Source organism: Knoellia sp. B-D-2, assembly GCF_057714695.1.
The window spans coordinates 3,730,055-3,756,365 of sequence record NZ_CM173189.1 but is presented as its reverse complement, the minus strand read 5'-3'; the positions used below and the strand labels follow the sequence as shown (position 1 = coordinate 3,756,365).

The 26,311-nt window shown below is 66.7% G+C and carries 24 protein-coding genes; 13 read left to right on the top strand and 11 right to left on the bottom strand.

Annotated features, from left to right (window positions below; translation table 11 throughout):
- Positions 1-5: 5 nt before the first annotated feature.
- On the top strand, positions 6-452 hold the full coding sequence (locus AC3EU2_RS17800; RefSeq protein WP_488177604.1) for an SAV_6107 family HEPN domain-containing protein: 447 nt from the start codon (positions 6-8) through the stop codon (positions 450-452).
- Positions 449-4,249: a DNA polymerase III subunit alpha gene (locus AC3EU2_RS17795; RefSeq protein ID WP_488177602.1), complete on the top strand. Its 3,801-nt coding sequence runs from the start codon at positions 449-451 to the stop codon at positions 4,247-4,249. Before AC3EU2_RS17800 ends, AC3EU2_RS17795 begins: the two co-directional genes overlap by 4 nt.
- A gap of 37 nt (positions 4,250-4,286) precedes the next feature.
- Here AC3EU2_RS17795 and AC3EU2_RS17790 read toward each other — a convergent pair whose 3' ends face one another.
- Positions 4,287-4,496: a DUF6582 domain-containing protein gene (locus tag AC3EU2_RS17790; protein ID WP_488177601.1), complete on the bottom strand. Its 210-nt coding sequence runs from the start codon at positions 4,494-4,496 to the stop codon at positions 4,287-4,289.
- Positions 4,497-4,714: 218 nt separating this feature from the next.
- Between AC3EU2_RS17790 and AC3EU2_RS17785 the strand changes: the two genes are divergently transcribed.
- The 3 genes from AC3EU2_RS17785 to AC3EU2_RS17775 all read left to right on the top strand — a co-directional run bounded on the left by AC3EU2_RS17785 (position 4,715) and on the right by AC3EU2_RS17775 (position 6,806).
- Positions 4,715-5,326 carry a hypothetical protein gene (locus AC3EU2_RS17785; protein ID WP_488177600.1) on the top strand — a complete coding sequence of 204 codons (612 nt, stop codon included), beginning with the start codon at positions 4,715-4,717 and terminating at the stop codon, positions 5,324-5,326.
- 176 nt (positions 5,327-5,502) lie between these two features.
- Entirely contained in the window at positions 5,503-6,030 is a 528-nt protein-coding gene (locus tag AC3EU2_RS17780; RefSeq protein WP_488177599.1) for a SigE family RNA polymerase sigma factor, read from the top strand.
- Entirely contained in the window at positions 6,027-6,806 is a 780-nt protein-coding gene (locus AC3EU2_RS17775; protein WP_488177598.1) for a hypothetical protein, read from the top strand. The genes AC3EU2_RS17780 and AC3EU2_RS17775 overlap by 4 nt, the downstream gene beginning before the upstream one ends.
- 478 nt (positions 6,807-7,284) lie before the next feature.
- Here the strand turns inward: AC3EU2_RS17775 and AC3EU2_RS17770 are convergent, their stop codons facing one another.
- Positions 7,285-7,533 (bottom strand): GNAT family N-acetyltransferase, encoded by a 249-nt coding sequence (locus AC3EU2_RS17770; RefSeq protein ID WP_488177597.1) that lies wholly within the window; start codon positions 7,531-7,533, stop codon positions 7,285-7,287.
- Positions 7,534-9,846: 2,313 nt separating this feature from the next.
- Here AC3EU2_RS17770 and AC3EU2_RS17765 point away from each other — a divergent pair.
- Positions 9,847-10,977 (top strand): hypothetical protein, encoded by a 1,131-nt coding sequence (locus AC3EU2_RS17765; RefSeq protein ID WP_488177596.1) that lies wholly within the window; start codon positions 9,847-9,849, stop codon positions 10,975-10,977.
- Between the two features lie 137 nt (positions 10,978-11,114).
- A complete protein-coding gene (locus AC3EU2_RS17760) occupies positions 11,115-11,531 on the top strand; it encodes a hypothetical protein (protein WP_488177595.1) in 417 nt (138 codons plus the stop codon).
- Positions 11,532-11,590: 59 nt separating this feature from the next.
- On the opposite strand, the gene AC3EU2_RS17755 is transcribed toward AC3EU2_RS17760, so the two are convergent.
- Positions 11,591-12,415 carry an FRG domain-containing protein gene (locus AC3EU2_RS17755; protein WP_488177594.1) on the bottom strand — a complete coding sequence of 275 codons (825 nt, stop codon included), beginning with the start codon at positions 12,413-12,415 and terminating at the stop codon, positions 11,591-11,593.
- A 627-nt stretch (positions 12,416-13,042) separates the two neighbouring features.
- Complete coding sequence (locus tag AC3EU2_RS17750) at positions 13,043-13,324, bottom strand: hypothetical protein (protein WP_488177593.1); 282 nt, start codon at positions 13,322-13,324, stop codon at positions 13,043-13,045.
- A 334-nt stretch (positions 13,325-13,658) separates the two neighbouring features.
- Here AC3EU2_RS17750 and AC3EU2_RS17745 point away from each other — a divergent pair, with 334 nt between their 5' ends.
- The 5 genes from AC3EU2_RS17745 to AC3EU2_RS17725 all read left to right on the top strand — a co-directional run bounded on the left by AC3EU2_RS17745 (position 13,659) and on the right by AC3EU2_RS17725 (position 17,840).
- Positions 13,659-13,982, top strand: a complete 324-nt coding sequence (locus AC3EU2_RS17745) for a hypothetical protein (RefSeq protein WP_488177592.1) — start codon at positions 13,659-13,661, stop codon at positions 13,980-13,982.
- Positions 13,983-13,989: 7 nt separating this feature from the next.
- Positions 13,990-15,249 carry a hypothetical protein gene (locus AC3EU2_RS17740; protein ID WP_488177591.1) on the top strand — a complete coding sequence of 420 codons (1,260 nt, stop codon included), beginning with the start codon at positions 13,990-13,992 and terminating at the stop codon, positions 15,247-15,249.
- Between the two features lie 248 nt (positions 15,250-15,497).
- A complete protein-coding gene (locus AC3EU2_RS17735) occupies positions 15,498-15,752 on the top strand; it encodes a hypothetical protein (protein ID WP_488177590.1) in 255 nt (84 codons plus the stop codon).
- A gap of 476 nt (positions 15,753-16,228) precedes the next feature.
- Complete coding sequence (locus AC3EU2_RS17730) at positions 16,229-16,771, top strand: zinc ribbon domain-containing protein (protein WP_488179511.1); 543 nt, start codon at positions 16,229-16,231, stop codon at positions 16,769-16,771.
- Positions 16,772-16,925: 154 nt separating this feature from the next.
- On the top strand, positions 16,926-17,840 hold the full coding sequence (locus tag AC3EU2_RS17725; protein WP_488177589.1) for a tyrosine-type recombinase/integrase: 915 nt from the start codon (positions 16,926-16,928) through the stop codon (positions 17,838-17,840).
- A 73-nt stretch (positions 17,841-17,913) separates the two neighbouring features.
- Here the strand turns inward: AC3EU2_RS17725 and AC3EU2_RS17720 are convergent, their stop codons facing one another.
- The 6 genes from AC3EU2_RS17720 to AC3EU2_RS17695 form a co-directional block, all read right to left on the bottom strand.
- Positions 17,914-18,906 carry a hypothetical protein gene (locus AC3EU2_RS17720; protein WP_488177588.1) on the bottom strand — a complete coding sequence of 331 codons (993 nt, stop codon included), beginning with the start codon at positions 18,904-18,906 and terminating at the stop codon, positions 17,914-17,916.
- Positions 18,903-19,568: a helix-turn-helix domain-containing protein gene (locus AC3EU2_RS17715; RefSeq protein WP_488177587.1), complete on the bottom strand. Its 666-nt coding sequence runs from the start codon at positions 19,566-19,568 to the stop codon at positions 18,903-18,905. Before AC3EU2_RS17715 ends, AC3EU2_RS17720 begins: the two co-directional genes overlap by 4 nt.
- Positions 19,569-19,930: 362 nt before the next feature.
- Positions 19,931-20,422 carry a hypothetical protein gene (locus AC3EU2_RS17710; RefSeq protein WP_488177586.1) on the bottom strand — a complete coding sequence of 164 codons (492 nt, stop codon included), beginning with the start codon at positions 20,420-20,422 and terminating at the stop codon, positions 19,931-19,933.
- A gap of 259 nt (positions 20,423-20,681) precedes the next feature.
- Positions 20,682-21,881: an IS110 family RNA-guided transposase gene (locus AC3EU2_RS17705; protein WP_488176218.1), complete on the bottom strand. Its 1,200-nt coding sequence runs from the start codon at positions 21,879-21,881 to the stop codon at positions 20,682-20,684.
- A gap of 254 nt (positions 21,882-22,135) precedes the next feature.
- The gene (locus AC3EU2_RS17700) at positions 22,136-23,302 is read right to left on the bottom strand and encodes a serine hydrolase domain-containing protein (protein ID WP_488177585.1); all 1,167 of its coding nucleotides are present in this window, start codon (positions 23,300-23,302) and stop codon (positions 22,136-22,138) included.
- Between the two features lie 488 nt (positions 23,303-23,790).
- Complete coding sequence (locus tag AC3EU2_RS17695) at positions 23,791-24,072, bottom strand: hypothetical protein (protein WP_488177584.1); 282 nt, start codon at positions 24,070-24,072, stop codon at positions 23,791-23,793.
- A 600-nt stretch (positions 24,073-24,672) separates the two neighbouring features.
- Between AC3EU2_RS17695 and AC3EU2_RS17690 the strand changes: the two genes are divergently transcribed.
- Positions 24,673-25,605 carry a phosphotransferase gene (locus tag AC3EU2_RS17690; RefSeq protein WP_488177583.1) on the top strand — a complete coding sequence of 311 codons (933 nt, stop codon included), beginning with the start codon at positions 24,673-24,675 and terminating at the stop codon, positions 25,603-25,605.
- 27 nt (positions 25,606-25,632) lie between these two features.
- On the opposite strand, the gene AC3EU2_RS17685 is transcribed toward AC3EU2_RS17690, so the two are convergent.
- Positions 25,633-26,226: a DUF4386 family protein gene (locus AC3EU2_RS17685; protein WP_488179510.1), complete on the bottom strand. Its 594-nt coding sequence runs from the start codon at positions 26,224-26,226 to the stop codon at positions 25,633-25,635.
- Between the last annotated feature and the right edge of the window lie 85 nt (positions 26,227-26,311).

The following is a 26,311-nucleotide window of genomic DNA, read 5'->3' as shown; positions in this document are numbered from 1 at the left end:
GCGCCGTGAACGCCGGTCCCGCGCTCGCCCTCCTCGAGCAGTCCCGCCAGTGCCTCGCGGAGGCGTATGCCGCAGAGCTCGCCGCCGTGCGCCTCGTCACCTCCCAGGACGCCGCGATGCGGGCCGCCGCGGCCCTCGTCGCAGGCCGGGGGACGCGCGGGCCCCAGGACCTCTGGCCGCTGCTCGCGGCCCGGACCCCCGAGCTCGCCGAGTGGGCCGAGGTCTTCGCGCTCGCCGCGACGCGCCGTCAGCAGCTCGAGACCCTCTGCCCCGAGCTCGTCTCGGGGGAGCGCGGCACGCACCACCGGTGCACGGTCCGGGTGCCGGTCCGCGAGGCCGACGACCTGCTCCGTGCCGCCGAGACCTTCGTCGAGCTCGTCGCCCACACCCTCGGCATGCCGCGGGCGGAGCGCACCGCCCGTCGTCTCGCCGCCGTCCGGGAGAGCGCGTGAGCGACACCGACTTCGTCCACCTCCACGTCGCCTCCGGGTTCTCGATGCGCTACGGCGCCTCGACGCCGCAGGATCTCGTCGACCGGGCGGCGGCGCACGGCCAGCACGCGCTCGCCCTCACCGACCGGGACGGCCTCTACGGCGCGGTGCGCTTCGCGATGGCCTGTGGCCGGGCCGGCATCTCCCCGATCCTCGGCGTCGACCTCGCCGTGGGGGAGCCTGCGGCGCAGGGGCGCCGGGCGCCCAGGGCGCGGGCGCCGGTGCGCGGTGGCGCGGTCGTCGACCTCCGGCTGCCCCGGGTCACCGTCCTCGCCCGGGGTCGGGGGGCCGGCATCGAGCGGGGTCTCGGCTGGGCGGCCCTGTGCCGCCTGGTCACCGACACCCACCTGCGGGGGGAGCGGGGCACCCCGGTGACCCTGCCCGACCTCCTCGCCCGCTGGGCACGCGGTGGGGTGCGACGCGAGGAGTGGGCCCAGGAGCCGGAGCCGAGCCGGCTGCGGGTCCTCCTCGGCCCCGACTCCGACGTCGGGCGTGCCGTCCTCGCGCGCCGACCGGCGCAGGCGCGGGCACTGCTCGAGCGGTGGCGCGCGCTCCTGCCCGCCGAGGCGCTCGCGGTCGAGATCGTCATGGGCGGCGGGCCCGAGGGGTCGCCCGGGTCGCGGGCCCATTCGCGACGCATGCTGGGTCTGGCCGACGACCTGCGGGTCCCGGCCGTCCTCACCGCCGCGGTCCGGCACGCGACCCGTGACGGCGTGCGCACCGTCGACGTCCTCGACGCGGCTCGCCGGCTCGTCGTCCTCGACTCCCGGCACCTCGACCGGGTCACCGACGCCGGTCACCTCGCGAGCAGCGAGGAGATGTGGACCCGCGCCCTCGAGGTCGCCGGCGACCACGACCGCGCCGCCCGGCTCGTCGCCACCACCCGGGCCGTCGCCGGGGAGTGCGTCCTCGACGCCCGCTCCGACCTCGGCATCGGCGCCGTCCACCTGCCCGAACCGAGCATCCTCGGCATCGACCCCGGCGACGACCCGCAGCGCGTCCTCACCGAACGCTGCCGTGCCACGGTCGGCGCCCGCTTCCCGAGCGTCGGTGACGCGGGACGGCATACGGTGCTGTCCCGTCTCGACGACGAGCTGCGCGTCATCGCCGACCTCGGCTACCCCACCTACTTCCTCACCGTCGCGGAGGTGACCGACCTCATCAAGGCGCGCGGGGTGCGGGTCGCCGCCCGCGGCTCGGGGGCCGGCTCGCTCGTCAACTACCTCCTCGGCATCAGCGGGGTCGACCCGATCCGGCACGACCTGCTCATGGAGCGCTTCTGCTCACCGCTGCGGGCCGAGCTCCCGGACATCGACGTCGACGTCGAGTCGGCCCGGCGCACCGAGATCTACCAGGCGATCCTCGACCGCTTCGGCGGCGACCGGGTGACGTGCGTGTCGATGATGGACACCTACAAGGTGCGCCACTCCATCCGGGACGTCGGCGCGGCGCTGGGGATGCCGCCGGTCGAGGTGGACGAGATCGCCAAGGCCTTCCCGCACATCCGGGCCAGGGACGCCCGCAGCGCCATCGCCGACCTGCCCGAGCTGCGCTCGCGCGGGCTCGACGCGCCCCGGCTCGACACCTTCTTCGAGCTCGTCGAGCGGCTCGACGGGCTGCCCCGCCACATCGCCCTCCACCCGTGCGGCGTCGTCCTGTCCAACGCCGGGCTGCTCGACCGCACCCCGGTCGAGGCGAGCTGGCTGGGCTTCCCGATGAGCCAGTTCGACAAGGACGACGTCGAGACCCTCGGGCTGCTCAAGCTCGACGTCCTCGGGATCCGCATGCAGTCGGCGATGGCCCACGCCGTCGCCGAGGTCAGGCGGGTCGACGGCGTCGAGGTCGATCTCGACGACGAGGCGCAGGTGCCGCTCGACGACGAGGCGACGTTCCGGCTCATCCGATCCACACACACCCTCGGCTGCTTCCAGATCGAGAGCCCGGGGCAGCGCGAGCTCATCGGCAAGTTCGGGCCGGAGCGGTTCGGCGACCTCATCATCGACATCTCGCTCTTCCGACCCGGGCCGGTGAAGTCCGACATGATCACGCCGTTCCTCGAGAGCCGGCACGGCTGGAGCAAGCGACGGCTGCTGCACCCCTCGCTCGAGCCGGCGCTGGCCGAGACCGAGGGCGTCGTCGTCTTCCACGAGCAGGTGCTGCGGATCGTAGCCGAGACGACGGGGGTGACGCTCGCCCAGGCCGACGAGGTGCGCCGGACGATGGGGACGTCCCACGGGCAGGCCGAGATCGAGGCGTGGTGGCGACCGGCGGCCCGCGCCCGTGGCTACGCCCAGGCCGACGTCGACCGCATCTGGGAGGTGCTCAAGTCGTTCGCGTCCTTCGGCTTCTGCAAGGCGCACGCCGCGGCCTTCGCGCTGCCGACCTACCACTCGGCCTGGCTCAAGACCCACCACCCGGCGGCGTTCCTCTCCGGGGTGCTCACCCACGACCCGGGGATGTACCCCAAGCGGCTGATCCTCGACGACGCCCGCTCGCTCGGGATCGCCGTCCTCGGGCTCGACGTCAACGCCTCGGGCGACACCTACCGCGTCGAGCGGCTCGACGGCCGGGAGCGCACCTTCACCCCGATGCACCCCGACCTGCCCGATGCCAGCGACCAGGGCATTCGTCTCTCGCTCACCGACGTCAAGGGCATCAGCGACGCCGAGGTCGCGAGCATCGTTGCGGGACAGCCGTTCTCCAGCCTCGGTGACTTCTGGTCCCGCACCACCGTCAACCGGGCCGTCGTCGAGCGGCTCGTCCTCGCCGGTGGGTTCGACTCGATGCACGGCATCGGCGCGACCGGCTCCGGGCTCGGCCGGCGCGGGCGCATCACCCGGCGCGACCTCCTGCTCCACGTCGGCGAGCTCGACCGCTGGGAGCGCGCGAGCAGCGGCCGGTCGTCGCGTCGCCGGGTCCCGCCACCGTCCCTGGGGAGCGACCAGGTGAGGGAGCGGGCGGCGGCGCAGTCGCAGGCGGCCCGACCGGTCGTCGCGGCCGCCGACCAGTCCGTCCAGCTCACCCTCGACCTCGGCGACCGGCCCGAGCTCACGCCCGGCACCGGCCTGCCGGAGATGACCGGGCCCGAGCGGGTCCGCGCCGAGCTCGACGTCCTCGGCCTCGACGCCTCGGCGCACGTGGTCGAGTTCTACGGACCGATGCTCGACGCGCTCGGGGTCGTCCGCAGCCGGGACCTGCTCCGCAGCCGCAGCCGCAGCGAGGTGTGGATCGCCGGGGTCAAGGTGGCGACCCAGACACCGCCGATCCGGACCGGTCGTCGGGTCGTCTTCCTCACCCTCGACGACGCGACCGGACCGGTCGACGCGACCTTCTTCGAGGACGTGCAGGGCCCGTATGCCGCCACGATCTTCCACTCGTGGCTGCTGCTCGTCCGTGGGGTCGTCCGTCGCACCGGACCTCGCGGGATCTCGGTGCGGGCGACCGGCGCGTGGGAGCTGGCCGGCCTGTGGGACGCCTGGCGCGACGGCGGTCACCCGGCCGTCGTGAGCGCCCTCGAGGCCGCCGACGCCGAGGCGGTGGCCCGGGCGGAGGCGGGGGAGATGCAGGCCGCGGAGCAGCGCACCGGTCGGCGCGTGCTCGTCCACGCGTCGGGGTTCGCGCAGTCGCCCTACGCCGACATCAAGCCCGCCGGCTCACCCACGAGCGACGGGCGGCTCGTCGCCTCGCTCGCCGTCCCCGAGCACGGCACCTCGCCGCGCAAGCTGTGGCACTCCAGCCCCGGCAGCTCCGGTCACTGAGTGCACGCAGGACCGTCGTCGCCGACCGAGGGGACCGTCAGTCGTCCTTCTTCAGGCTCGGGTACTTCTTCTCGACCGCCGCCCGGACCTTCTTCTGCTCGGCCGCCGACCCGTGCTGAGCCACCCTGGCCAAGGCGTTCCGGGCGTGCTCGATGTCCGGGATCGGGTACTTCTCCTGCTCCGGCAACGCGAACGAGGACTTATTCAGCTTCTTGCGGTTGTCGCTGTCACTCAGATCCTTCGACACGTGGTCTCCCTTCCGTGAACGTCTGGAACTGGTGCTACCCACTCGGCACCTCGCCAATCCTGCGGTGGTCGGGCTGGGCGAGTTCACGAAAGGGCGAGGTCGGGTGGAGTCACGTTCGATCGCGGCGGCACTGAACCCCGGGGTGGCGTCGCGGCGTTCAAGGGGTGAGGGAGCACGTCCCCCGATCACCTGGTTTGACGACGAACAGGGGTGCAGTCATGACGAACGACACAGGATCGCAGGACCGGGGCCGGCGCGGCTGGAAGGTTCTGCTCGGCGTGGGCCTGGCAGGGCCGGTACTGGCCGGCGCGGCGCTGTTCCCCTCGGCCGCCTCTGGCGAGGAGGAGTTCTCCGTCCACGAGCACCTGGCTGCAGGCGTCCAGGCCGAGCTGGCCCGGGTGCGTGCCGCCACGGCCAGGTTCCACCAAGTGGACGAGGCGGTCGCGGCCGGCTACGAGCTCGGGTGGGTCAACGGTGCCGGGAACCGGATCGTCGCGGGCTGCGTCTCGCACCCGACGGCGGGCGCGATGGGCTACCACTACTTCAACGCGCAGCTCATGGCCGACAACGCCGTCGACGCCCGCCAGCCCGAGGTCCTGGTCTACGCACCGGCAGCCGATGGCGGGCTGAAGCTGGTCGCCGTCGAGTGGGTCGTCCGGAGCGCCCAGTCCAACCCTCGCGGCGTCTCCGAACCGCCCTCGGTCCTCGGCATGAAGATGCACATCCTCGTCCCACCCCCGGGGCCGGCGTTCTACCTCACGCACGCCTGGGTGTGGGCTCACAACCCGGCAGGGATGTTCGCGGACTTCAACCCGGAGGTCAGCTGCTGACCGGCGGCCCAGGGCGCCGTGGCATTCCGACGCGTGCCGGGGGATGACCGCACGGATGCCGTTGCTGCATCCTGAGAGGGCCACGAGAACTTCTCGCCGGACGACTGAACCTGAACGCGTCGTCACGGCCTTCAAGGAGTGGTGCAGCACGGCTGGCCCGTTCTTGAGGAGGCGGGATGAGACAGAGCGACGACGAGCGGTTCACCGCCTTCGTGCAGGCGCACAGTGCGACGTTGTTCCGCACCGCCTACCTGATGACCGGTGACTACCAGCGCGCGGAGGACCTCGTGCAGACGACGCTCGTGCGCCTCTACCAGCGGTGGACGCGGGTGGAGGCGATGGAGCGGCCGGTCGCGTATGCGCGCAAGATTCTGGTGAACCAGTCCGTGTCCTGGTGGCGTCGCCGCTCGTCGCACGAGCGGCCCACGCTCCTTCGCGACGAACCCTCCTGGGCCGGACGCGTGGACCAGGTCCCCGAGCACGAGCGGGTCTGGCAGGCCGTGCTGAGCCTCCCACCGCGACAGCGGGCGGTGACCGTGCTGAGGTACTACGAGGACCTCAGCGAGAGCGAGATCGCCGCGACCCTGGAGATGGCGCCGGGCACCGTGAAGAGCCACAGCCACGCGGCGACACGTCGGCTTGCCGCCCTCCTCGCCGAACCCCTTCCGGTGCCGATGGGCCCGGGCATGGAGGCGACGTCATGATCTCGGAGGACCGCCTGACCCAAGCGCTTCACCACGTCGCCAACGGCGTCACCCCCCCGGGGGTGGACCTTGAGAAGGTGCGCGGCAGCGCCCGGGCAAAGCGGGTCCGCGCTGCCTCGGCCATCGCCGTCACCGCTGCCGTCGCACTCATCGTGACGATCACGACGCTGCTCGGTGACCGCGACACCAGCACCCTGATGCCCGCGTCGACCCCGCAGCCGCCCACGGTCATGAGCCCGACGTCGCCGAACAGCTACACGTCCAGCCAGTACGGGTTCACCATCGTCCATCCGCCGGGGTGGGACGAGCTTCCGGCAGTCCGGGCCTGGAGCTGGGAGATCGACGCAGCAGACCCGCAGAGCCAGGCGCAGGATGCCTTCCGCCCTCCCGACCACATGGTGAGGGTGAGTGCCTGGTCGGTGCCGCTGCCCACTGCTACGCGGAGGGAATCGGACGCCGACCTCGTGGCATGGGTCGAGGACTACTGCCACAGGTCGCGCAACTCACCGTGCACCGGCATCGCCGACCGCGCCGTCGAGCTCTGCCCGCAGGAGTCGGCCTGCACCTCGGGTCTGCTCGTGCCCTTCAAGGAAGACGTCCAAGCCTTCTTCCGTGGGGGCGTCTACGGCAGCGACGCGATCGTCGTCGTCGCGGTGTGGAGACCTGAGTCAGCCCCCTCCATGGAATCGTACGGAGGCGCCAGCAATCTCCTGGAACGATTCCTGGTCCCCATGGGCGTCTTGCCGAGCACCGCACCGGTGCCGCAGCGTGACTAGCCTTCACGACTCGAGGAGCGAGACAGCTGCCCGGGCGTGGAGTCGTGTACAAGCGCGAATGAACGGGTCCAGACTGTCTGTCATGAAGGCCGTACGTCTGCTGTGCGCGGTCGGCGGACACCAGTGGCGCCGGTTCCGCCGTGAAGGTGTGGACATGCGAGAGTGCAAGCGGTGCGGCTACCTGGTCCGACGCGACGCGGATCCTCCTCGCATGATGGGCGCCGACGGCGGTCTGTGACGTGCACGCCCCAGCCGAGTTGTTGAACCGACCTCGACGATCCGGCTCTGCGGCCCCCGGGACGGCCTCGCAGACCACCCACCCTTAAGTGGTCAACGAGCGATACGAAGCCGCGAAGGGCCTGGGGAAATCTCGAGGCACCAGCGGTCCGGGCCACGAACACACACGCCGCTCGGCTGGCTGCCCATGGCAGCGGAGCAGGCCGACGGAGGTCGTACACCTGGTAGGTCGTGGGGTCACTCACGTGCTGCGTCTCGCCACGGTGGCGCATTCCCAGCCTCTCGAGCGTCCAGAGCGAAGCCTGTGATCGGACGTCGTCAGCGCGACCAGTCGACTGAGTCCGGCCCGACTGAAGCAATCCGCGGCGACGAGGCCCGCTGCCTCGGTCGCGATGCCTTGCTTCCAGTGGGTCGGATGGACGATCAGCCCGACTTCGATCTCACTCGGCGAGATGCCCTCCCAACCCGCGCCCAACGGGTCGAGCTCCACACGCCCCGGCGCTCATCACTTTCTCGGTGGAAGACGGTCCAGGTTCCGAAGCCGTACTTCTGCCGCCGGCTGATCCAGCCATGGAGCTGGCGTTCAACCTGCGACCACGGTTTGGGTTCGTGGTCCGGCCGAGCCACGATCTCCGGCCTGTTGCGCAGGTCGAACTAGAAGTCGAGGTCCGAGCCGCTCGCCGGCCGCAGGACGAGGCGCTCACTCACGAGTTCCACGCCATCCACGGTAGCGGCCCAGGCAGCGACGACGTGAGCATGCACGCGCGGACCATCCCATCGATTGGACACGTTCGCGTTCCCATCCGACACCCTGTCCGCGCGTCAATCACCGCCGACGTGCGCCCCGCGTGGAACGACTCCTACACGTGGGTGGGGCCAAGGGCGGCTGGCCCTTGGGCAGACCCTGCATTCGCCGGGCTGACGGCTACGGTGAGCAGTTTCATTCTCCGGGTGGATGAGTCACTCCGCCCACTTAGGGCTACCCGTCTGGCGGTCGATTTCGATTTACTCACATGCCGATGGGCGGACGTTTTCGGTCCCGCTTCCGACCTCGGCATCCAGGCGTTGGCCAACGCTTCGCGCGGACTCTTCTTTGCGCTGCGAGCCATCAAGGTCGAGACCGGCCTCGTTACAAGGTCTGAATTGGCGGGGTGGATCGCCTACCTGCCCCCGGAACGCCGGCTGATGCGAAAGGTCGAGGCGGTTAGGTGACGCCAGGTCGGGCCGGTCGAGCGTTTCCGCCGACGGGTCTGCGGCGGGCCAGCCGCCTCAGCCGTAGAAGCCCGGCTCGGGCAGCCATGCCGTCGCACCGGCAACACTTAGGAACTAATGACGACGGTCGTTCAGCACTTCGCGCCGACGCCTGATCGCGTCACCCGAGCGTGGAATCTGCACCACGCTGCCATGCGGAAATCGCCTGGCGTTGCCTATGCACGAGTGTCCCCGCCGCCAGCGACGCGGAGACGCGCCTTGGACGAAGGCCAGCAATCACGACGTGAGCGGGGCGAACCCACAAGAATGCGTTCCATGTGGCTCTCAGGGTGGCGCAAGCAAGCCGTAGCGGATGCCGCCGTTACGGCCGAAACTGCTCCAACGATTCTTGAGTGGCAGGCGGTGGAGAGCAACTGGCGGAACTCCGCGTGGCGCATCATCAAGGGCCAAGCGTGGCTTACTGGCCTTTTCCTGCTGCTTCTCGAAGCCGGCGGAAACTGGGCGTACTTCCAATCCGCCCTAAATCCAGGGACTGACGAAGCCGACCTCTACTTTGCGTGGACCCGTCCCATCAGAGCCATCGAGCTCTGCAGCGTGGCGTTGGGTTTCGTCGCAGCCTGCGCAGTCGCTGTGGCTGCCTCCTCAGACACTCGACGTGACCTTCCGCCATCGACTGCCTACATTCATCACCGATGGCTACAGGCTGCCGCGGGCTCGGCGGCACTGGTCTCCTGTTTGGGGTTGGCCGCTTCCCTGACGCAGGTTCCTGGGGCGGACGGGTTCTTGCTGACTGTGTTGGGATCGGCCGGGGTGGTTCTTGCCGCTTGGACACTGCAATACGTGCAGGGGGCCCGCAAAGTTCCGCTTAAGCAGCTCGCACTAGAACGAAAGCTGAGCTCCCTGCGCTACCTCCGTCAGCGAGGGGTGGAACCGCGGGATCTGAGCACTATGGAAGGTCTCCTGGTCTGGGTCCCACTCATGGGTCCGCCCCTTGTCCTCTACCTGGCTGCTGGAGTTCAGTGGTCGAACGTCGACTCAACCATGACGCTCTTGTATGTCGCGTACGCAGGCGCCATCCTGCTTAGCTTCACAGGGATCCTGTTCCTCCCATGGCTCGTTGCCGATGCAATCTATTGGCGACTTCTTCCGATCGTCCAGCGTCCGCGCGTCTTATCCGCGGCGCACGTCGTGGCGGGTGCGCTGTCACTCGCCGCGCTGTCCTTTCCGTGGCAACAAGGGGGTAACGCTCCTCATAGCGGGACAGAGTTGGCAGTCTGGCTTGGCCTCATTTTGTGGCCATGTGTTGTCTTCTGGACTAGCCGATCCTTAAGGCGTCGGCCTGGATGGGTGGCGGCCGAGGCCGTCGCCTTCTCTCACCACCGAGAGGCGGAAGCGCTAGATCGCGAGATCGCGAGCGACCAAGAGCGACGATGATGTGGTAGGTGGCAGGACCCATCACGCGGGGAGGTTTGCGCCCCTCCCGTCAAGCGTCATCCGCCCATGCCGTGCGAGGGATCAACTGCTCAGCTTCAACACCTGTCAGCGGCGTCGCATAGTTTGGGCCTGCTAAGGGATTACGGAAAGGGAGACATTGACTAGCTGGGACGATCGCGCCAACGAGCATGCGCTGTGGGGCAAGGTGTCTGAACTTCAAGCCGCCCTTGAGGAAGTCGAACTACCAGACGATGCGGCGAGTGCCCGCGATTCGCGCGATTACAGCGAGCAGGTCCTCGCAGCCGTAACCGCTCGCCGCTCTTCGACCGACTCACTCCTGCTGACCACCGCCATGCTCGACGCCGTAGCAGCCTCGATCGACAGCACGCACATATATATGGCCCAGTCATGGACTCCAGGCGACAACGACGCGGCGATGGACACGCAGACTCAGTCAATCGTTCAAGCGCTGGCCAGTTGGCCGGCTCCAGTGGCGGAGCAAGTTGCGCAGGCCCACGCGAGCGCCGCAGAACGGATGCAAGACGCCACGGAGGCAACCTTGGAGGCCGTAATGGGTAAGCGCGAGGAGGTCCTGGCGACCCTCAACACTTTGGTGGCACAACAGGATGCCCTTGAGGCGAAGGTTTCCGAACAAACTCAAGCCATCACGGATGCCACGGCGGAGTTTGCCACGTCGTCGAAGGAAGCCCTAGCCCAGTCGGATAAGGAATGGACTGAGGCTCGAGGGCGCCAACTGGAGCGGGCAGAGGAAAACTTAGGCACGCTGAACGACCTAGAGCGGCAGGCCCGGGATCTCGTACATGCCGCCACGGCCTCCGTTGTAGCAACCGACTACGGCGAGTATGCGAAGAAGGAGAGCTTCGCCGGTTGGGTCTGTGATGTCGCCGCAGCGCTGGTTGGTGCCATCGGCGTGGCCGCCATTCTCTATCACCTCTTCAGTGCTGGTGATGGAGCCGATGGCAGCATCGGCCTCTCGCTGACGCGGCTGGCGGCTTCTATCGGCGCGCTCGGTGTCGCGGCCTTGATCGGAAAACGTGGGAACCAGCACCACCGGGAGGCGAGAGCTGCCAAACGCACCGATCTTGCGATTCGCCAGGTCGGCCCCTTTGTTGCGAACCTGGCGAAAGATGAGCGCGAATTGGTTGTGGCCGAGGTGACAGATCGCATCTTCATCAAGGGACAGCTGGACAGCGTCACGCCTCGAGAGGACCTCGTTGACAAGGTTCGTCGCATGCGAAAGGAGCGAGAGCCTGCGGAGCAAGGGTGACGGCTGATGCGCCCGGGCGGTCCACCCAGTAGACGGGACCTGAGGGCACGCCGCAGTCCGCGAAGGCGCGCTCATGCCGCGATCCGCTTGTGCCTAACTGGTGAACGTTCGCGTGGTCGGGGCCCTACCTTGGGCACATGAGCCTCGCACTTGGTCAAGACTGGGCAGCGTCGGCGTGTGCTGTCTGCGACCCGGTCATGGAGTCCGCGGGCGTCGGGTTCCAGCGGCAGATCGGGCGCGATGCATCGGGACTCGTCGTGACAGTGCTCTGGGAGGCAGACCCTGCCCAGTTCGCGGCGAAGTATCCGGACAGCGAAATCATCGAGTCGTATGGGGACTCCCAGTGGCCCGAGGTTCACTGCATTGACTACTGGGTCTACGTCGACGCGGTTGCCGCGGAGGCTCGGATCGCCGTCGAGGGATGGAACCTTGCCGACCAGGTGCTCCCCCTGACCGGGGACGGTAGGAGTGACGGTCTAGCCATTGGCGACGTGATGGCGCGAATTCTGTGCGTGCCCGGTCCCTCGGGACTCCACGCCGGTGGCGGGAAGTAGACCCCACGCGCCCATCCGCTCATGCCGCGGGCAGCGCGCGTAGAGGTTGTCGAAGCACCCTACGTTGGGACTCCCCACCACCTAGAGAAGCCAGACAGGTCGGGGAAGATAGTTAGTTCGTCCTGTCCGAAGAAGACGGCCAGTTCCTTGCGTATCCTGGCCTTGTCGCGAGCAGGGATGACGAAGATTACTAATGGAGGGATACCCGCAGGACCCATCCCTACTTTTGCCCGCAAAGAAAGATGGTGTGAGAGCGCCCTGACCTCCAGAGGGCGAAGATCGAGCGAAGTTAAGTGTCTGCCTGAGCGATTTGTCACCAGCTGCGTGCGACTGAAAATGAAGGAGCCCTGCTGGGACCGGATCCGCAGCTCGAGCGGCGGAGGTTCCCAATGCCAGACACCCGCTCGTTGAGCAAGGTTGGCGATGCGATGACGCTCGACGGCCGCGGGCACCGTTCGATTGGTCACGTCTATGCCGAACAGGACGCCGTCGGCTTCCATGCCATCAGTTAGGGGTGCGGGTGCTGTGGAGAACCAGAGAGCGACCAGAACGTTTCGCGTCACGTCCACTAATCGCGTAGCTGCACCAAAGTGCTGTAGCACCGCCAACAGTTCGAGATCAGAAAGGTTCGCGCCGTCTCGGCGGCCGAACAGATTCTTGCGAGCCGCGCGAAGAAGGTCAGCCTCAAGAGCCCGCATTGCGGTTTCGGTGGGTGACCCCGCTCGCGCTGCGAGCCGGCGAAAAGCGCTCGAGTGGAGTGGGTAGGACCTGTTGCCTACCCCACGCCAGACGAACGTGACGTTGGTGGCTGTGGCGGGTTCGATCGACGGGAACTCGTCGTCGTCAACCGCCAGGACCCAATCAGGAGAGGCCTCGCTCAGCATGAGCGCAAGGTCCGAGACTGATCGGATCGGGGTAACATTCGGGCTCTCAGCCAGCCAATCTGTTCCTTCGCCACCTATCCGCTGCGGGCCCATGCGATCTCCTTGATCCGACGTGCCCCAAGGGCGCGCCATCAGCCGTGTCTGTATCAGTCAGATGATGTGCAACCTACCGTCGCTGGCGGCGCCAAGGACCTGACGGATACTTAAGTCTCGAGCCGGATCGGAGGGGGCGCGCGCAAACTTGCGCACTGCCGAGAGTCCGAGGGAACGACCTGTCTTGCAGGAGACCCGGGTCGCCAGCTCCTTCGAACTCGCTTCGGACGACGGGCCCAGACGTATCGAGCAGCCTGAGCGGGGCTGACGGCCGCACCCTCGGCCACGACCGTGTTCTGGTAGTCGACCACCTCGCGATTCCACCAATCGACCTCTGGCGTCTCTACCGGGCGTGCCCAGAGTTGGCCCGACAGGTCATCTGGAAACGCACCCTCCTGAGAAATCATGGCGTCACCCTAGGCAGCGGCGTTCGCCGCGTGGCCGAGAGAGCACTCTATCGAGCCGCGAGTGGCGCCCCGGCGGACGACCGGACATGCCGCGTTTCGCGCGGTTGTGCAGATGGTCAGACGTTTGCTAGTCATGGCCATTTAGGGCATCGCGCGCTCTCGAGCCGGAACTGTGGCGCCCCCGGCCCCTGGTCCACTTGACTGCATAGAAGCCCACACACAGGACCAGCGTGCCGAACCAGAGCCATGGGACCCAGCCAGCGCTTCCATCCGCCCCAAGGAACAAGCCCAAAAGCATCGAGAAGAATAAGACGAACTCGCCTGGCTCTTCTTCCCTTACGTGCAACACCCAGCCGAAGGCGACCATGGACAACAGACCGGCGACGGCGGTCCCGCTGATGTCGTCCATGCCAGGAAGGCTAGTGGACAGGCGCCCCTCGGGGTGCTCGCCGATGAACAGCGGCGCCAGCGCCGGTAATGTCCGCAATTGCCGCCGACAGGCAACGCTGAAGACACCGGTGAACCCGCTAGACCACGATTGGCGACGGACGACCCTCGGCCGCGTCCTGCGGAGTCGGCGGTGGACGCGTGCGAGCGGGAGCTGATATCACCGTCCACGCTTGGAAGGAGTCCACCCGTCCTGGCGCACAGGGCAACCCTGCGAGCTCGTGCGTATCCTACGAGTGGGGTATCCAAGCCTCCCCGCTTCTGTTCCTGCTCGCCAGCTCAACGACGAGGTGCCTATGGACCACTTGATTGTTTCCCTTCCGATAGACGAGGCTGGCGAGCTGGCGGAGATCGCTGGCCTCGACGGCGCAAGCACACTGGAATCCCGGCCCTTTGACGGCGTGGTGGTCGCGCAAGTATTAGTGCCGCTGACCATGTCCTCAATCCCCATCGTGCGAACGTGGGTGAGTCAACGCTACGAGCACAAGAAGTCTCAAACCGTCGTACTCGATGGGCTTCGTTTCGAGGGCTACTCGGCGAATGAGATCAAGGAGCTGATGAATTCGCTTGATATGCACGCAGCGCGCCTTGCGGCCGAGCCCGAGGTTGAGAACGGGTAGCTGACACGTGGCTGCGCTGGAGGCGTATCTGCACGCCTCGCGGGGACGTCTGGGTTCGGTGCCAGAAAGCATGACTGACGAGTATTACGGGTGGACCTACAGCGCACTTGTTTCACTGCTCGAGCCATACGATCTTCCGAATGCGCCAGGCCTTCGCGTGGTTCGCACGCCGTACGCGCTGACGGAGTTTGTGAAGACCGATGGTGCGAACTGGATCGTGTATGACCAATTTCTTGGCCAAGTGATTTCGCGTCTAAGTGCGCTAGTCGACCAGCGCGCCGAACTCTTCTCGATCGACACATATCTGACGAAGTTGTACGCTGATCGTCTTCTTGTAGCGGGCCGTAGCGAGCATGCGCATCTCATGGCATTGACCCATAGTCACATGCGAATGGCGGATTCGTTCCGTGGACTCCCGAACCGGGAGAGACTTAAGTCCGTGCATGCGCAGGAGACTTTCGTCTTGGCGCACGAATTGATCCATTTTGGTCTGTCGGCGTCCGCCGACTTCCGTTCATACTGGTACGCAGCATGCTTCGCGTTGATCGAGACGGCCGAGGAAGTGGTCGACGAACTCTTCGGGGCTGAGGACCAGTCGGGCCGTCACCTCGAGCGTCTCGCAGACGACTACAACAGGGAGTACGTTCGTAGGTACGGACCGCAAGACCTGGAGATGTTGTCTGCCGGACGCGCCAGCCTCATCCAGGCGTGGAGCAAAAAGCCGTCAGATCCCTCAGTATTCAAGGTGCGCGCCGTACGGGAAAGTGCTGCTTTGGAGGAGGAAGTGGTTTGCGACGCCGTCGCTGCCGTCCTTACGGGTCAGTTACTGGGTGGGGGGCATTTGGATTCTGTGAAAGAGATCTTTGTTTCTTGCCTCCAAGCGTCGCAACACCTTCGGCTTGTCAAGGTTATGGACGCCAAACTAGCGGGGCCGTCGAAGTTCGATAGCGCAGTTTATGCGTCCACAGCGAGAGGTCACCTGCTACGCCTATTCTTTCGGGCTGTCTTCGAGGCCAACCTTCCGCCATCTCTCTTTGGCACACCAACGAATAAGGAGGCGAACGGTGAAGAGCTGGATTCGCTGCTCCGCGGCCTCGCCGCCGTGAATGTAGAGTTCTACGAGCAGATATTCGATTCTGTTTTGACAGGCTCGTTTTACGGTAGGTTCACGGGCGATGAGGCGGAGGGCGCCCTTGCCCTTGCCGCAAAGGGGATACCGGGAGGGCTCGAATCTTGGGTTGCCGCTGCGGACCTTCTTGGGTTGTAGGCGCAACCGCTAGCGGGCAGCGGTACGACTCGCCAGTGAACGGCTTGCCAAAGAACTCCGCGGGATTCTTCAGATATGTTCTGCATCCTTCGTTGATGTCCGCTCCGGTTCGTGAGTCGCACGCTCATCAGCGTGAGGCGTTTACCGGACATGCCGCAGAGCGCACATCAACGAGCCGACGACCCCAGCTGTCTCGAACTTCCTGACACCGGCTATGGAGAGCCACCACCCGCTTGTATCCTTCCGCCATGGGGGACACGGAAGCTGGGTTCTACGTCAACTGGTCCATTCTTCCCATCCTCTTGGTGTTCGCGCTGGGTGTCGCCTTGTACGCCAGGAAGGTATCGGGTGGCTGGATGCGGCCGTGGCTCGGCACGAAGCCCGTCTGGTGGTTCGTCCTTCTCTTCCTGCTTCCTCCTTTCAGCTACCTGTATCTCGCCGTGACCCTCTTCTCCAACCGGCACACGACGGAAGCCATCACTGGTCAACGCCCAGTTCGCTGAAGGGCACCACCCCAGTCGCGATCCGTCGCGGGGTCGCGGACACATCGGCATGGCGAAGGATCTGCCGTGAACGCAGGCTCATGCCGCGTTCCGCTCATCAGGGCCTTGTCCCGAGGTGCGTCTAACCGCCACGTGTCTGCGCAGTGGTGACGACCTGCCAACAGCGACCGTGGCTTCCACTGCTCCCCAAGAATCGCGCTGTCGTGGCCGACTGAACACGCACGGTGACGTCATGCAGGCACACCACGCGGCACGGCCGCCACCGTCGTCCCGTCGTGGCGCAATGGGCAGAACCTCCGGCAAAGTCGCCCAGGTGAGGACCTGAACTCTGACCGGCCCGGGTGCTCGGCCCTTAGAGTGCCGATGTGGGTGACAAAGATGAGGCCAGGGAGTGCCAGCGATGCAACTTTCGCTGGTTCGCCGTCAAGGCGCCGTTGCCTCAGAAGCCGAGGTGGTACGACGAGGCCGGCGCTTCGATGTGGACCGACTCCCAGGCGCGAATGGCCAGGTTGCAAGGCAACTACGGACGGGCAACCCAGCAACATGAGGCTTGGGCGAAGTGCTCAAACTGTGGTTCGACGAAGGTCAAGACGGTCAAGAGTCGAGGCTTCCAACCGACAGGGACTCTCGGCTTGCCCGCCCCAGCTGACGCGCAGGCAGGGCCTGGGGCGCCGAGTGCTCCGGCGTTACACAGCCCCTTTCGCTACTGCAACTCATGCGGACACCCGACTTCACCAGGCTCCCGGTTCTGTGCGCATTGCGGTTCGCAACTCGCAGAACAATCGACGAGGGAGTCTGCGGCTGAGAGATCTCCTACCGCCGAAGCCACACACGAAGCTCACCCAAGACTCCTCTTCCTGCTCGCGGAGGCCGCGGCCAAGGAAACTGCCGACAAAGTCCAGCTGAAGGCCCTCCGAAAAGCTGAGAAGGAGCGACAAGGGAAGCTGCGCATGCGCGACCTATTCGCGGAGGCGAAGTACGACGTGCAGTTCGCTCAGGAGACAAAGAAGCGGACTTAAGCCCTGCCATTGCCGCAAAGGGGTGCGTCACAGCGCCGCCTGCGGACTCGCTGCTTCGGTGAATGGGGTCTAGCGTCGATGCGGTTCGGGTGCCTGGCTGCGTTGGCGGCGGGCGCGACCTTGGCCTCTTGCGGTCGCCGCGTGAGGTGACGTCATGCCCGCTCCGACAACTCTGCTTCCGTTCCAGCCGTCCTCGATGTCGACCGCCCAGCTGGCGGCGGTCTCGTTCCTGGCCCGTTACTCCGGGCGCACCCACACCCTGTACGCGTTCCAATTGCGGCAGTGGTTCGCCTGGTGTGAGACGAACGCCTTGGACCCGCTGATGGGAGTCCAACGCGCCCATGTTGAGCTGTACATCCGCAGTCTCGGCGATCGGGGCCTGATGGACTCCTCCGTTGTGACGATGATGCATGGCGTCCGTGGCTTCTTCCGGTTCGCGCACATCGACGGTCTCATCCCCGCCGACCCGGCCGTCTATGCGAGGCTGCCCAAGGTCCACCGTGACGAATCCCGTACTCAAGGACTGGACCGCCTGGAGCTGATCCGTTTCCTCCAAGTCGCCCAGACCATCACCGTCCACCACGGCGCCCTCGCCTACCTGCTCGGCATCAACGCGCTGCGCGCATCCGAGGCTGCCGCGGTGCGGATCGAGGACTACGCCGATACCCTGCGTGGACACCGGGTGCTGCACCTGGTGGGCAAGGGCAACAAGCCCGCCACGATGCCGATCACCGTCCCGGTGCTGCGGGTCTTGGAGGCATGCCGCGGCGAGCGCACCAGCGGGTTCCTGGTCCTGCGGCCGCTCAGTGGGAAGCCGATCGACCGGCGCGACGTGTACCGGATGGTCGCCCGGATCGCCAAGACCGCCAGCATCCCGCGTCACATCAGCCCGCACTCTCTGCGGCATGCCGCGATCACCAACGCCCTCGATGCCGGCGTCCCCCTGCGGGATGCCCAGATACTCGCCCGGCACGCCGACCCGAGAACCACAGAGCACTACGACCGAGCCCGAGGCAACCTCGACCGACACGGCGTCCACTTCCTGACCGCATACGTCGCCGGCGTCTAGACCAAACGCGTCAGCTGCGTCGATTCCGCCCAGATAGCACTACCCGCTGCGTGTAGGGCGATCGGCTTCGTGATCAGCCTTCGAACAGTTCCGGGAACCGATCGGGCCAAGTCAGCGTGACGCCGCTCTCGGCGCAGATACCCACCCAGTCGGGACGACTCGGCGGGCGTTCGACGGCCAATACGCCCAGGACCTCATCAACATCCGCCCAGTGTTCGACCTTAGTTCGGTACAGGTAACTGAGCAGTTGGCCGAGGTTAAGTCGCAACTGTGACTCCTCATTGTCGGCGGTGAGGCTCTTGACCTCGCAGATGTACAAAGCACCTTGGGCCACCCATGCAACATCGAACTGCTGGTCGTCTTGATCGGGGGAGACTGGCTCCAATCCCTCCGTTCTGATGGGCGCAGCCAGCGTGTCCTGGATGTCCATGTGCGCGGTGGTGCCGCGGTCGATCAAGTCGGGGTTGCGCACAAAGATGGCGGACTCAACTTCTGGCGCCTCGCCAGTGCGAGTTGGCGCAACGTATGCGGTGCCAACCCGACGCACCGGTCCCGATCGAGCTCCCGCATCCAACCCCGCGCTACTGGCCTGTGGCACCATGCCGCACTCGGCGTTCAAGTCATGCACTGCCTGGTGATAGACCTCAAGCGAATCCAGGGCCTCGCCCGACAGGTCATGGCGAAGGGCGGCGAGGACGATCTCCATCGCATCCGGTAGGGGCGTTCCGACATCAATGGACAGGCCGGCCGCGGTCTCGGGAACGGAGGGAGTGGTGCCTGCGTTCCAGTGCACGGTCTGGTTGGGGCGACGCCAGCGCAGATGGCCCAAGAGTTGCGCGACCGGACGCTTGCGGTAGCCAGTGTCGGTTGCGTCGATCGCCGCCTTGAGGGCGTTGAATCGATCGTCCAGGGCGTCCTTGTATGTTGCCGCCACCGGGACGCCGTGTCGGTTCGGCCCGCCACCATTGCTCCTTGCCACGGGGGTGTCTTGGTCGACAGGCGCGCTCGAAACCGGGTCGCTCTCGGACGCACCCGCCCGGTCGGCGACATCATCAACCCGGTTCACGACTGGTCTCCGACTTCGTCGAAGTAGACAACCCGGAAGGCTGCGGCTGCGAGGCCGTGGTTGCCGTACTCGTTGATGAGGACGTGTCGAACAGAGTCGACCAGCGCGCGGTACCAGGAGGCCGGGAATCCGAGGTGGGTCCCGGTGCGAGGGATCATCATCACGGCATCCGGGACGTTGAGCAGGTGCTCGGCGCAGTTGCGTGCGGCGACTTCACCCATCGCAGTGGAGATCTGGTCCATCTCGACCGCCACTCCTTCAGGGATGGGTCGGTGGCCATTCTCCCAGCGCTGAACGGTCTTCAGGGCTACGCCCAGGCGGTCGGCAAGCCACTCCGCACTTAGCCCAAAGGACTCTCGTTGGTTTCGAAACTCTGCTGCCGTCAAGGAAGGGAGCGAAGCACTGTTTGCCGGATGATTTGCCGGCAGTGCGCTTCGGGTCGTCGTCAGCGAGGCACCGAAATCAGCTGGAAGCGCCTCGATGGCCTCGAGGATCGGTTCGTCGACGGCGACGTTCGCCTGCCCGATTTCCTCGATGTGTGCGAGGTATCGAGGATCCGGGTCTTGAAGTGACCACCCGCAACCTCTACACCGCACCTGGTACGCGTTCGTGGTGATGTCACCGCTCGCACACTGCGGGCATGACGCAAACTGCTGACTCATGAAAGGCCCCTATTTGGGAATCGGTCGTGGCCTGGTGCCGTGACCTCATCGCGGACACTACCGGTCCTAACTTAGGACCGTCAAGGCCCAAGTTGGGACAGAGTGACCGTCATCTCTGAGGGTCCAGCCAACTCAACGGCCGCCATCGCCGCTCCGGGACTGCGCCCACTTCGCCGCGTGCGGACCTGGCCGCGACGAGCGTTCCGGGGTGAGCATTGATGCGCCCTATTGTCGTTTGGGACCAAGTCCCACATCCCCGACCGGCGGGGCCCCGGATGGGGTACGTTCACGCGAACTCCCAACGACGCGTGCCACAGCGTCAGGGACAGCGGCAGGAGCTCGACGCACTGGTGCCCGGTGAGCTACTTCTTGCCGTTGCCGCCAAGGTCGATGCAGATCTCGCCGGACACCGTCTCGGTGAAGCTGCCTGCAGGGTCGAGCAGGTCTTGCACACCGGCAAGGGTGATCGTGCCGGAGGCACCGTCGAGCTTGCCGGTGACCTCACTCACGTCTCCCGATGCCCCGAACTCGCCGGTCGCGAGGTTGAGCGTGCCCTCGAGGTCGACGGTGAGCGTCGCCCGGTTCGTGGTGAACGTGATGTCGCCAGCGAACGCGATCCCGGTCGGCGTCGGTCCGGTGACCTGGAAGGCGGATTCGGTCGTGCCCTGCAGCAGGCCCCCGCCGCGGATCTGGGCGAGGGTCCGGATCAGGCCCGGGGGGTCACCGGCTTGCGGCGGAGCTCCCTGGCCAACACCCTTGGAGTTGATCTGGTGACAGGACTCCGCGGCCGTTGCGGGTGCAGCCTGGATCAGCACCAGCAGGCCCAGAAGCGCAACTACAGGAACTCGTCGCATGAGCGATCTCCCTCTTCGGCGCTAACGAGGTTGTCAGCGCCACCTCCGCTGTCGAGGCTAGCGAGACGGCAGGGGATGTCAACAGCCCAGGCGTCACCGTGAAACCTTCTCCTGATGCTGATCCGCAATGATCCGTTGAATTAGAAACGGCCCCGTGCCTCGGCGTGTGTGGGTCTTGCAGGAACCGGAGCCAAACCTCCGCGCCACGAGTGCGAGGGCCCGAGTTCGGATCCCGCGTCCTACCGGCACCCCTCTGATGTCAAGGGGCGGTTTGGAGGGCTCTTACCTTCGCGGTCTTCCACCTCGTTCGGGATGCGGGTAGCGTCTCTGGAGCGGGTCCCGGGAGTGGCTGATCCGAAGTGCCGGTGTGCGGGTGCAAGCCGGCCGCGCTGGATATGAGTGCCGCCCCGCAGTGCCCTCCCGGGCCCGCCTCCATGCGAAGGGCGGCATCGGCGCGCAGCTGTCGATAGATGGCGTCGGAGATGCGCCGCTTGAGGCAGCGCAGGGCTTCCATCGGGGTCTTCCCGGCTGCGAGCTTGCGCCGGTAGTAGGCCCGGCCGGGACTGTCGAGGCGGATCTGGTTGACGGCGGCGATGTGGATGACGTGGTTGGCCTTGCGGTTGCCGGCGCGCGAGAGACGGTGGCGAATCTGCTCCCCGGAGGAGGCGTCCAGGGGCGCGGTCCCGGTCCAGGACGCGAACCGGTTCCGATCGGCGAACCGGGCGACATCGCCGACGTCGGCCAGGATCCGGGCGGCGACCACGGGCCCGACACCGATGAGGTCCATCAGGTGCGAGCCGCGCGCGATCACCAGGGCCTTGAGCTCCTTGCTGGAGTCCTTGATCTTCTTCTCGATCACCACCAGTTCGGCCAGCTGCTCGAGCGCGAGCCGCTTGAGGGTCTTGCGGACCGAGTCGCGGGGGCGCGCCGAGGCCAGGATCGCCTTGGCCTGCAACGCGGTCAGGTCCTTCTTGCCCTGTCCCGGAACCAGTTCCGACAACAGCCGGTGCAGCCGGTTGATGCACTGCACCTTCGCCCGGGACAGCTCGTCGCGGCGGTCGACCAGCATCCGCAGCACCTCCAGGTCCGCGTCATAGGCGAGCACCCGCAAGTTCTTGGTGCGGACCGCGACCACCGCCACCGCGTGCGCGTCATGCGCGTCGGTCTTGCGGTTGTGCCCGGTGTCCAACAGCCGCGCCCGCGCGGACAGCTTCGCCGGCACGTCCACGACGTGCTCGCCGTCGGCCAGGAGCCGCTGCGCCAGCGGGCGCCCGGTGCCGTTGCTGCCCTCGACCGCCCACACCCGCTCCCGATACCCAGCGACGTGTTGGCGCATCGCCGCGTAACCGGCCTTGTCCGTGGCGAACCGGCCGGTCGCCAAGACCCTCTCGTGCCGGTCGACCACCTCGATCGTCGCCGACAACCGGTGGGGATCGACCCCGATGAACACCTTCGCCATGAGCTTCGTCCTTCCCGCCGTCACTGATCGGTTGACGCCGGGCGGGCATTGCTACTGAGAGCAGGGCAGACCCCTCTGGAGCCACGCACCGGCAACGGCGCCCGGCCGGAGAGCAAACCGATAGAGAGCCACACCCAACACGCTGGTGGGCAGCCGCAAAGAGAGCCTCCAGCCGAACACCTGGACCGAGTCTGGCCAGACACCGGCCCTACCGACAATCGTCAAGTAGCCGCGAAGGCTTTCTGGACAGAGGTTCACGAACGGCGCGGGAGTGCAGTTGCGATCACGTCGTAGAGGATGGGCTCGACGTTGAGATGCCGGTCCGCGTCAGGTGGGCTGGCTGTCAGGCTGACGATGACGGCGTGACGAGACGGCCAGACCACGATGACCTGTCCGTAGGCTCCGGATGCGGCATAGGCGGGTGTGGTGTCTGGTCCTGGGGTGATCCACCACAGCAGCCCGTATTCCTGGTTCAGCGTGGAGGGTTCAAGAACTTGCTGTACCCACCCCTCGGGGATGACTCGTACGCCATGCCACATCCCGTCGTTTCGGTACAGCTCTCCGAGCTTGATCATGTCGGTTGCGGTCAGTCTCAGTCCAAAGCCGCCGTACGGGAGGTTGTCGGGGTCGGTCAGCCAGCCGAAGCCCGCCTTGGTGAAGGCCTCCGGCAAGGGAAGGGTGATGTTGCCTGTGTACGCCGGTTCGGTCCGGATGCCCAGTGGACCGAACAGGTTGGCGCGGGCGTAGTCCAGGAGGGTTTGCTTCGGGGAGTCGTTCGATCGAGCCAAGGCGGAGGCCAGCACGGCCGCGGCCAGATGCGCGCTGGTGTCTGAGTACTCAAAGGACTTGCCGGGTTCGTGCCGCGGGCCCAACTTCAGGAGGTAGTCGATGAAGTCGTCGCCGTCGGCGTGGTCTCGTTCGTAGAGCACGAGCGACATGTCCTGATCGGCGAAGCCGCCGCTCATCGACATCAGCTGGCGCAGGGTGACTCGGGACGCCGTGGGAGTCATGGCCTTGCGGTGCTCGGGCAGCAGAACGCTCAGCGGTTGGTCCATGGACGGGATGAGGCCGTCTTCGATGGCGATCCCGACCAGGGTGGCGACGACGCTTTTCGTCACCGAGTAGACGTGCTCGTGGTCATCCGCGCTGAATCCGTTGCGGTAGTGCTCCAACTGGGTCTTCCCGTCGACCGACACGACGATGGCGCGAATGTTGTCGAGCCCCTGTCTGTCTCCCTCAATCGCGGTCTCGACTGCGGCCCCCAGGGCCCGCCAGTCCACGAAGCTCGCGCTTGGCTTCGGCTGCGGCGTCGGACCTGAGCAGCCGATGGCCAGCAGGAGGGCCAGCACGGCCACGGCGATGGCCGCCGCACGCCGCACACCGGTGTCACGGTGAGCGTCAAGTGCCGGTGTGGTTGTCATGCTGGCGCCCGGGTCCTCTCCGGCTCGCATCCTCCACATCTGTCCGCGCTAGGCACGCAGTCAGTCCTCAAGGAAAGTGTCCACCCCTGGGGTAGCCCGGCGTCAATAGGCGCCAACCTCACGTCCAGGGACTCGGCCCGCGGCAAGCGCAGAGAGCGACGACACTGGCCGGAGGAATCCTCGCTGGCAAGCGTCTGTACCCGTACCTGCGTCGATCCGCCGCCAGAGAACGCGGGCGGCGCGACTATCGGAAGAGGGCCAGCGTCCGCGTGGTCGGTGCCTGGTCGTGAGAGCGGCGACCAGGGTCAGGCCGTGCTGCTGGTCGCCGCCTGAGGTGACTCCATGTCCGCTTCGAGACTCTTCTGCCGTTCCAGCCGTCGTCTACGTCGACCGCCCAGCTGGCGGCCGTCTCCTACCTGGCCCGCTACAGCGGGCGAACGCACACCCTGTACTCCTTCCAGCTGAAGGAGTGGTTCGCGTGGTGTGAGTCAAACACGCTCGACGCCCTGGTGGGGGGTCCAGCGCAGCACGTCGAGCTGTACATCCGGAGCCTGGGTGACCGGGGCCTGATGGATTCCTCTGTCGTGACGATGATGCACGGCGTTCGCGGATACTTCCGGTTCGCGCACATCGACGGTCTGATTCCGGCCGACCCTGCCGTGTGTGCGCGGCTCCCGAAGGTGCATCGCGACGAGTCCCGCACCCAAGGGCTGGACCCGCTTGAGCTGATTCGCTTTCTGCAGATCGCCCAGACCATCACGGTCCATCACGGGCGCTGGCTTACCTGCTCGGGATCAATGCGCTGCGTGCCTCGGAGGCGGCCGCAGTGCGGATCGAGGACTACGCCGACACCCTTCGCGGGCACCGGGTGCTGCACCTGGTGGGCAAGGGCAATAAGCCTGCCACCATGCCCGTGACGGTCCCGGTTTTGCTGCATTGGAGGCCTGCCACGGTCAGCGCACTGACGGCCCTCTGATCCTGCGGCCCGTGACCGGCAAGCCGGTCGATCGCCGGGATGTCTATCGGATGGTCGCCCGGGTCGCGAAGGCGGCGGCCTCCCGCGGCACATCAGCCCGCACTCGCTGCGGCACGCGGCGATGACCAACACCCTGGACGCCGGGGTCCCTTTGCGCGACGCGCAGATCCTGGCTCGGCACGCCGACCTTTGAACCACCGAGCACTACGACAGGGCACGCGGCAACCTCGACCGACACGGCGTCCACTTCCTCACCGCCTACGTCGCCGGCATCTGAACCGACTGCCCCGACCCGCGTCAACTCTGCCCAGATTGATGCGGGCAGCCGCCCGGCGGGAACGAGGCGTTCTCAAAACCGGGTGCGGGACTGAGCGCCAGCCGCTACAACGGGACAGTGACCGAGCCCTGGACCGACCCCCAGTGGCTTGCGGGTGCGCACGCGTGGGTTGACGAGCAGACCGACGCTCTCGGGCTGGAGCGCGCCGGCGACGCGGAGCAGCCGCACATCACGGTCTGGTCGACCGTGCTCAAGGTTCCGACGACCGCCGGGCCGGTGTGGTTCAAGGCCAACCACGCTCCCCTTCGCCATGAAGCGGCACTGGTCACGCTGCTCGCTGAGCGCGTCCCCGACCGGGTCGAGCCGCTCCTGGCCGCGGACCTCGACCGGGGCTGGATGCTGATGCGCGATGCGGGCACGCGGATGCGTGAGCTGGTGGTCGTCGAGGCGAGCCTGGCGCGGTGGCACCCCGTGCTGGACTCGGTGGCGCGGATCAGCGTCGCCATGGAGGACGACATCGACGCCCTCCTCGGGATCGGGGTCCCCGACGTGCGGCTGGCCATCCTCCCGGCGAGCTACGCCGCGCTCATGGAGGAGAGCGACGCCGCGCCTCGCTTCCGGGCCGCGACCAGCTGGGTGGCGGAGCTGTGTGAGCAGCTCGCGGTCTACGGCATCAGGGAGTCCCTGCAGCACGACGACCTTCACGACGGGCAGGTCTTCGTGCGCGATGGTCGCCACTGGGTCGTCGACTGGGGGGACGCCTGCGTCTCCCACCCGTTCTTCGCACTCGCCGTCGCGCTGGAGGGTCAGATCGCCTGGGGCCTTGACGACGTCGAGAACTCCGTCGACACCGGACCGTTCCGCGACACGTTCCTCGCGCCCTACGCGGCCGCATACCCGAACCTCTCGCACGCCGACCTGGTGGAGGCCGCGCGCCTCGCGACCCGGCTTGGCTGGGCTGCCAGAGCTGTCAACGGGCATCTCTCCGTCGACCGGGCGAGCACCCGGCGGCGGCTGGAGATGTTCGTCGACGGCCGGGTGGAGGACTGAGCCCAGAACAAGTCACTGCCCGGTGGATCAGGGAAAGAGCGGCGCTGCAGAAAGATGCCCGCGTTGGACCTGCGTCTCTCCGCCGCGGGCCGGTCGCGGGTACTCCCAAGCAACAGTCGCTAGGTGCGTGGGATGGCGGACGATTGTGATTGCCCGACCCGCTAGGCGAGGCATTCTCCTCAGCGAGGATCCGGGCCCTGTCCCTGGGCCGAAGCGGTCCATCGTTGCGGGCGGCGGGCCGCTTCTGCTCCGGCTGTGCGTCAGGCGCCAGGAGGTGCTGCGGCGCCCCAGTCGCGCTGATGGCTGAAGCCTTGGACGACCAGGCAGATAGCGAGGGTCAGCTCCCAGACGAAGATCAGCGCGCCACGGGGGCGAAGCAGACGGAGCCCTGCTCGATGAACCCGAGGTCGTTGCGATGCTCGCTGCGAGGAGCGGGAGGACGGCGAGCGGGCCCATGGCCGGGATGATGCGCGACACGATGCGCGACCGGTACAAGATCATGCCGATCATCAGCGCGTTGAGGGCGGCACTGACGTCCTGGCCGAACCGGAAGGTGGAGTCGCGGATCGCGACGAGTGTGTGGCCGGTAGTTGTGAGGGGTTCTGCGTTCCGGGGGGCAATAGCGGCGAGGGGGCCATGTCAGCCTCTTCGACGTGTGTGTTGAGGCGTCCTGAGCGATGTATGGGGCTACCCCGGCTACATGGGC

What these genes read in the sequence shown, in the direction of transcription:
- AC3EU2_RS17785 (WP_488177600.1), top strand. Translation starts at nt 4,715, where the DNA reads ATGACGAACGACACAGGATCGCAGGACCGGGGCCGGCGCGGCTGGAAG.
- AC3EU2_RS17780 (WP_488177599.1), top strand. Translation starts at nt 5,503, where the DNA reads ATGAGACAGAGCGACGACGAGCGGTTCACCGCCTTCGTGCAGGCGCAC.
- AC3EU2_RS17775 (WP_488177598.1), top strand. Translation starts at nt 6,027, where the DNA reads ATGATCTCGGAGGACCGCCTGACCCAAGCGCTTCACCACGTCGCCAAC.
- AC3EU2_RS17760 (WP_488177595.1), top strand. Translation starts at nt 11,115, where the DNA reads ATGAGCCTCGCACTTGGTCAAGACTGGGCAGCGTCGGCGTGTGCTGTC.
- AC3EU2_RS17755 (WP_488177594.1), bottom strand. Translation starts at nt 12,415, where the DNA reads ATGCTGAGCGAGGCCTCTCCTGATTGGGTCCTGGCGGTTGACGACGAC.
- AC3EU2_RS17750 (WP_488177593.1), bottom strand. Translation starts at nt 13,324, where the DNA reads ATGGACGACATCAGCGGGACCGCCGTCGCCGGTCTGTTGTCCATGGTC.
- AC3EU2_RS17745 (WP_488177592.1), top strand. Translation starts at nt 13,659, where the DNA reads ATGGACCACTTGATTGTTTCCCTTCCGATAGACGAGGCTGGCGAGCTG.
- AC3EU2_RS17735 (WP_488177590.1), top strand. Translation starts at nt 15,498, where the DNA reads ATGGGGGACACGGAAGCTGGGTTCTACGTCAACTGGTCCATTCTTCCC.
- AC3EU2_RS17730 (WP_488179511.1), top strand. Translation starts at nt 16,229, where the DNA reads ATGTGGACCGACTCCCAGGCGCGAATGGCCAGGTTGCAAGGCAACTAC.
- AC3EU2_RS17725 (WP_488177589.1), top strand. Translation starts at nt 16,926, where the DNA reads ATGCCCGCTCCGACAACTCTGCTTCCGTTCCAGCCGTCCTCGATGTCG.
- AC3EU2_RS17715 (WP_488177587.1), bottom strand. Translation starts at nt 19,568, where the DNA reads ATGAGTCAGCAGTTTGCGTCATGCCCGCAGTGTGCGAGCGGTGACATC.
- AC3EU2_RS17710 (WP_488177586.1), bottom strand. Translation starts at nt 20,422, where the DNA reads ATGCGACGAGTTCCTGTAGTTGCGCTTCTGGGCCTGCTGGTGCTGATC.
- AC3EU2_RS17705 (WP_488176218.1), bottom strand. Translation starts at nt 21,881, where the DNA reads ATGGCGAAGGTGTTCATCGGGGTCGATCCCCACCGGTTGTCGGCGACG.
- AC3EU2_RS17700 (WP_488177585.1), bottom strand. Translation starts at nt 23,302, where the DNA reads ATGACAACCACACCGGCACTTGACGCTCACCGTGACACCGGTGTGCGG.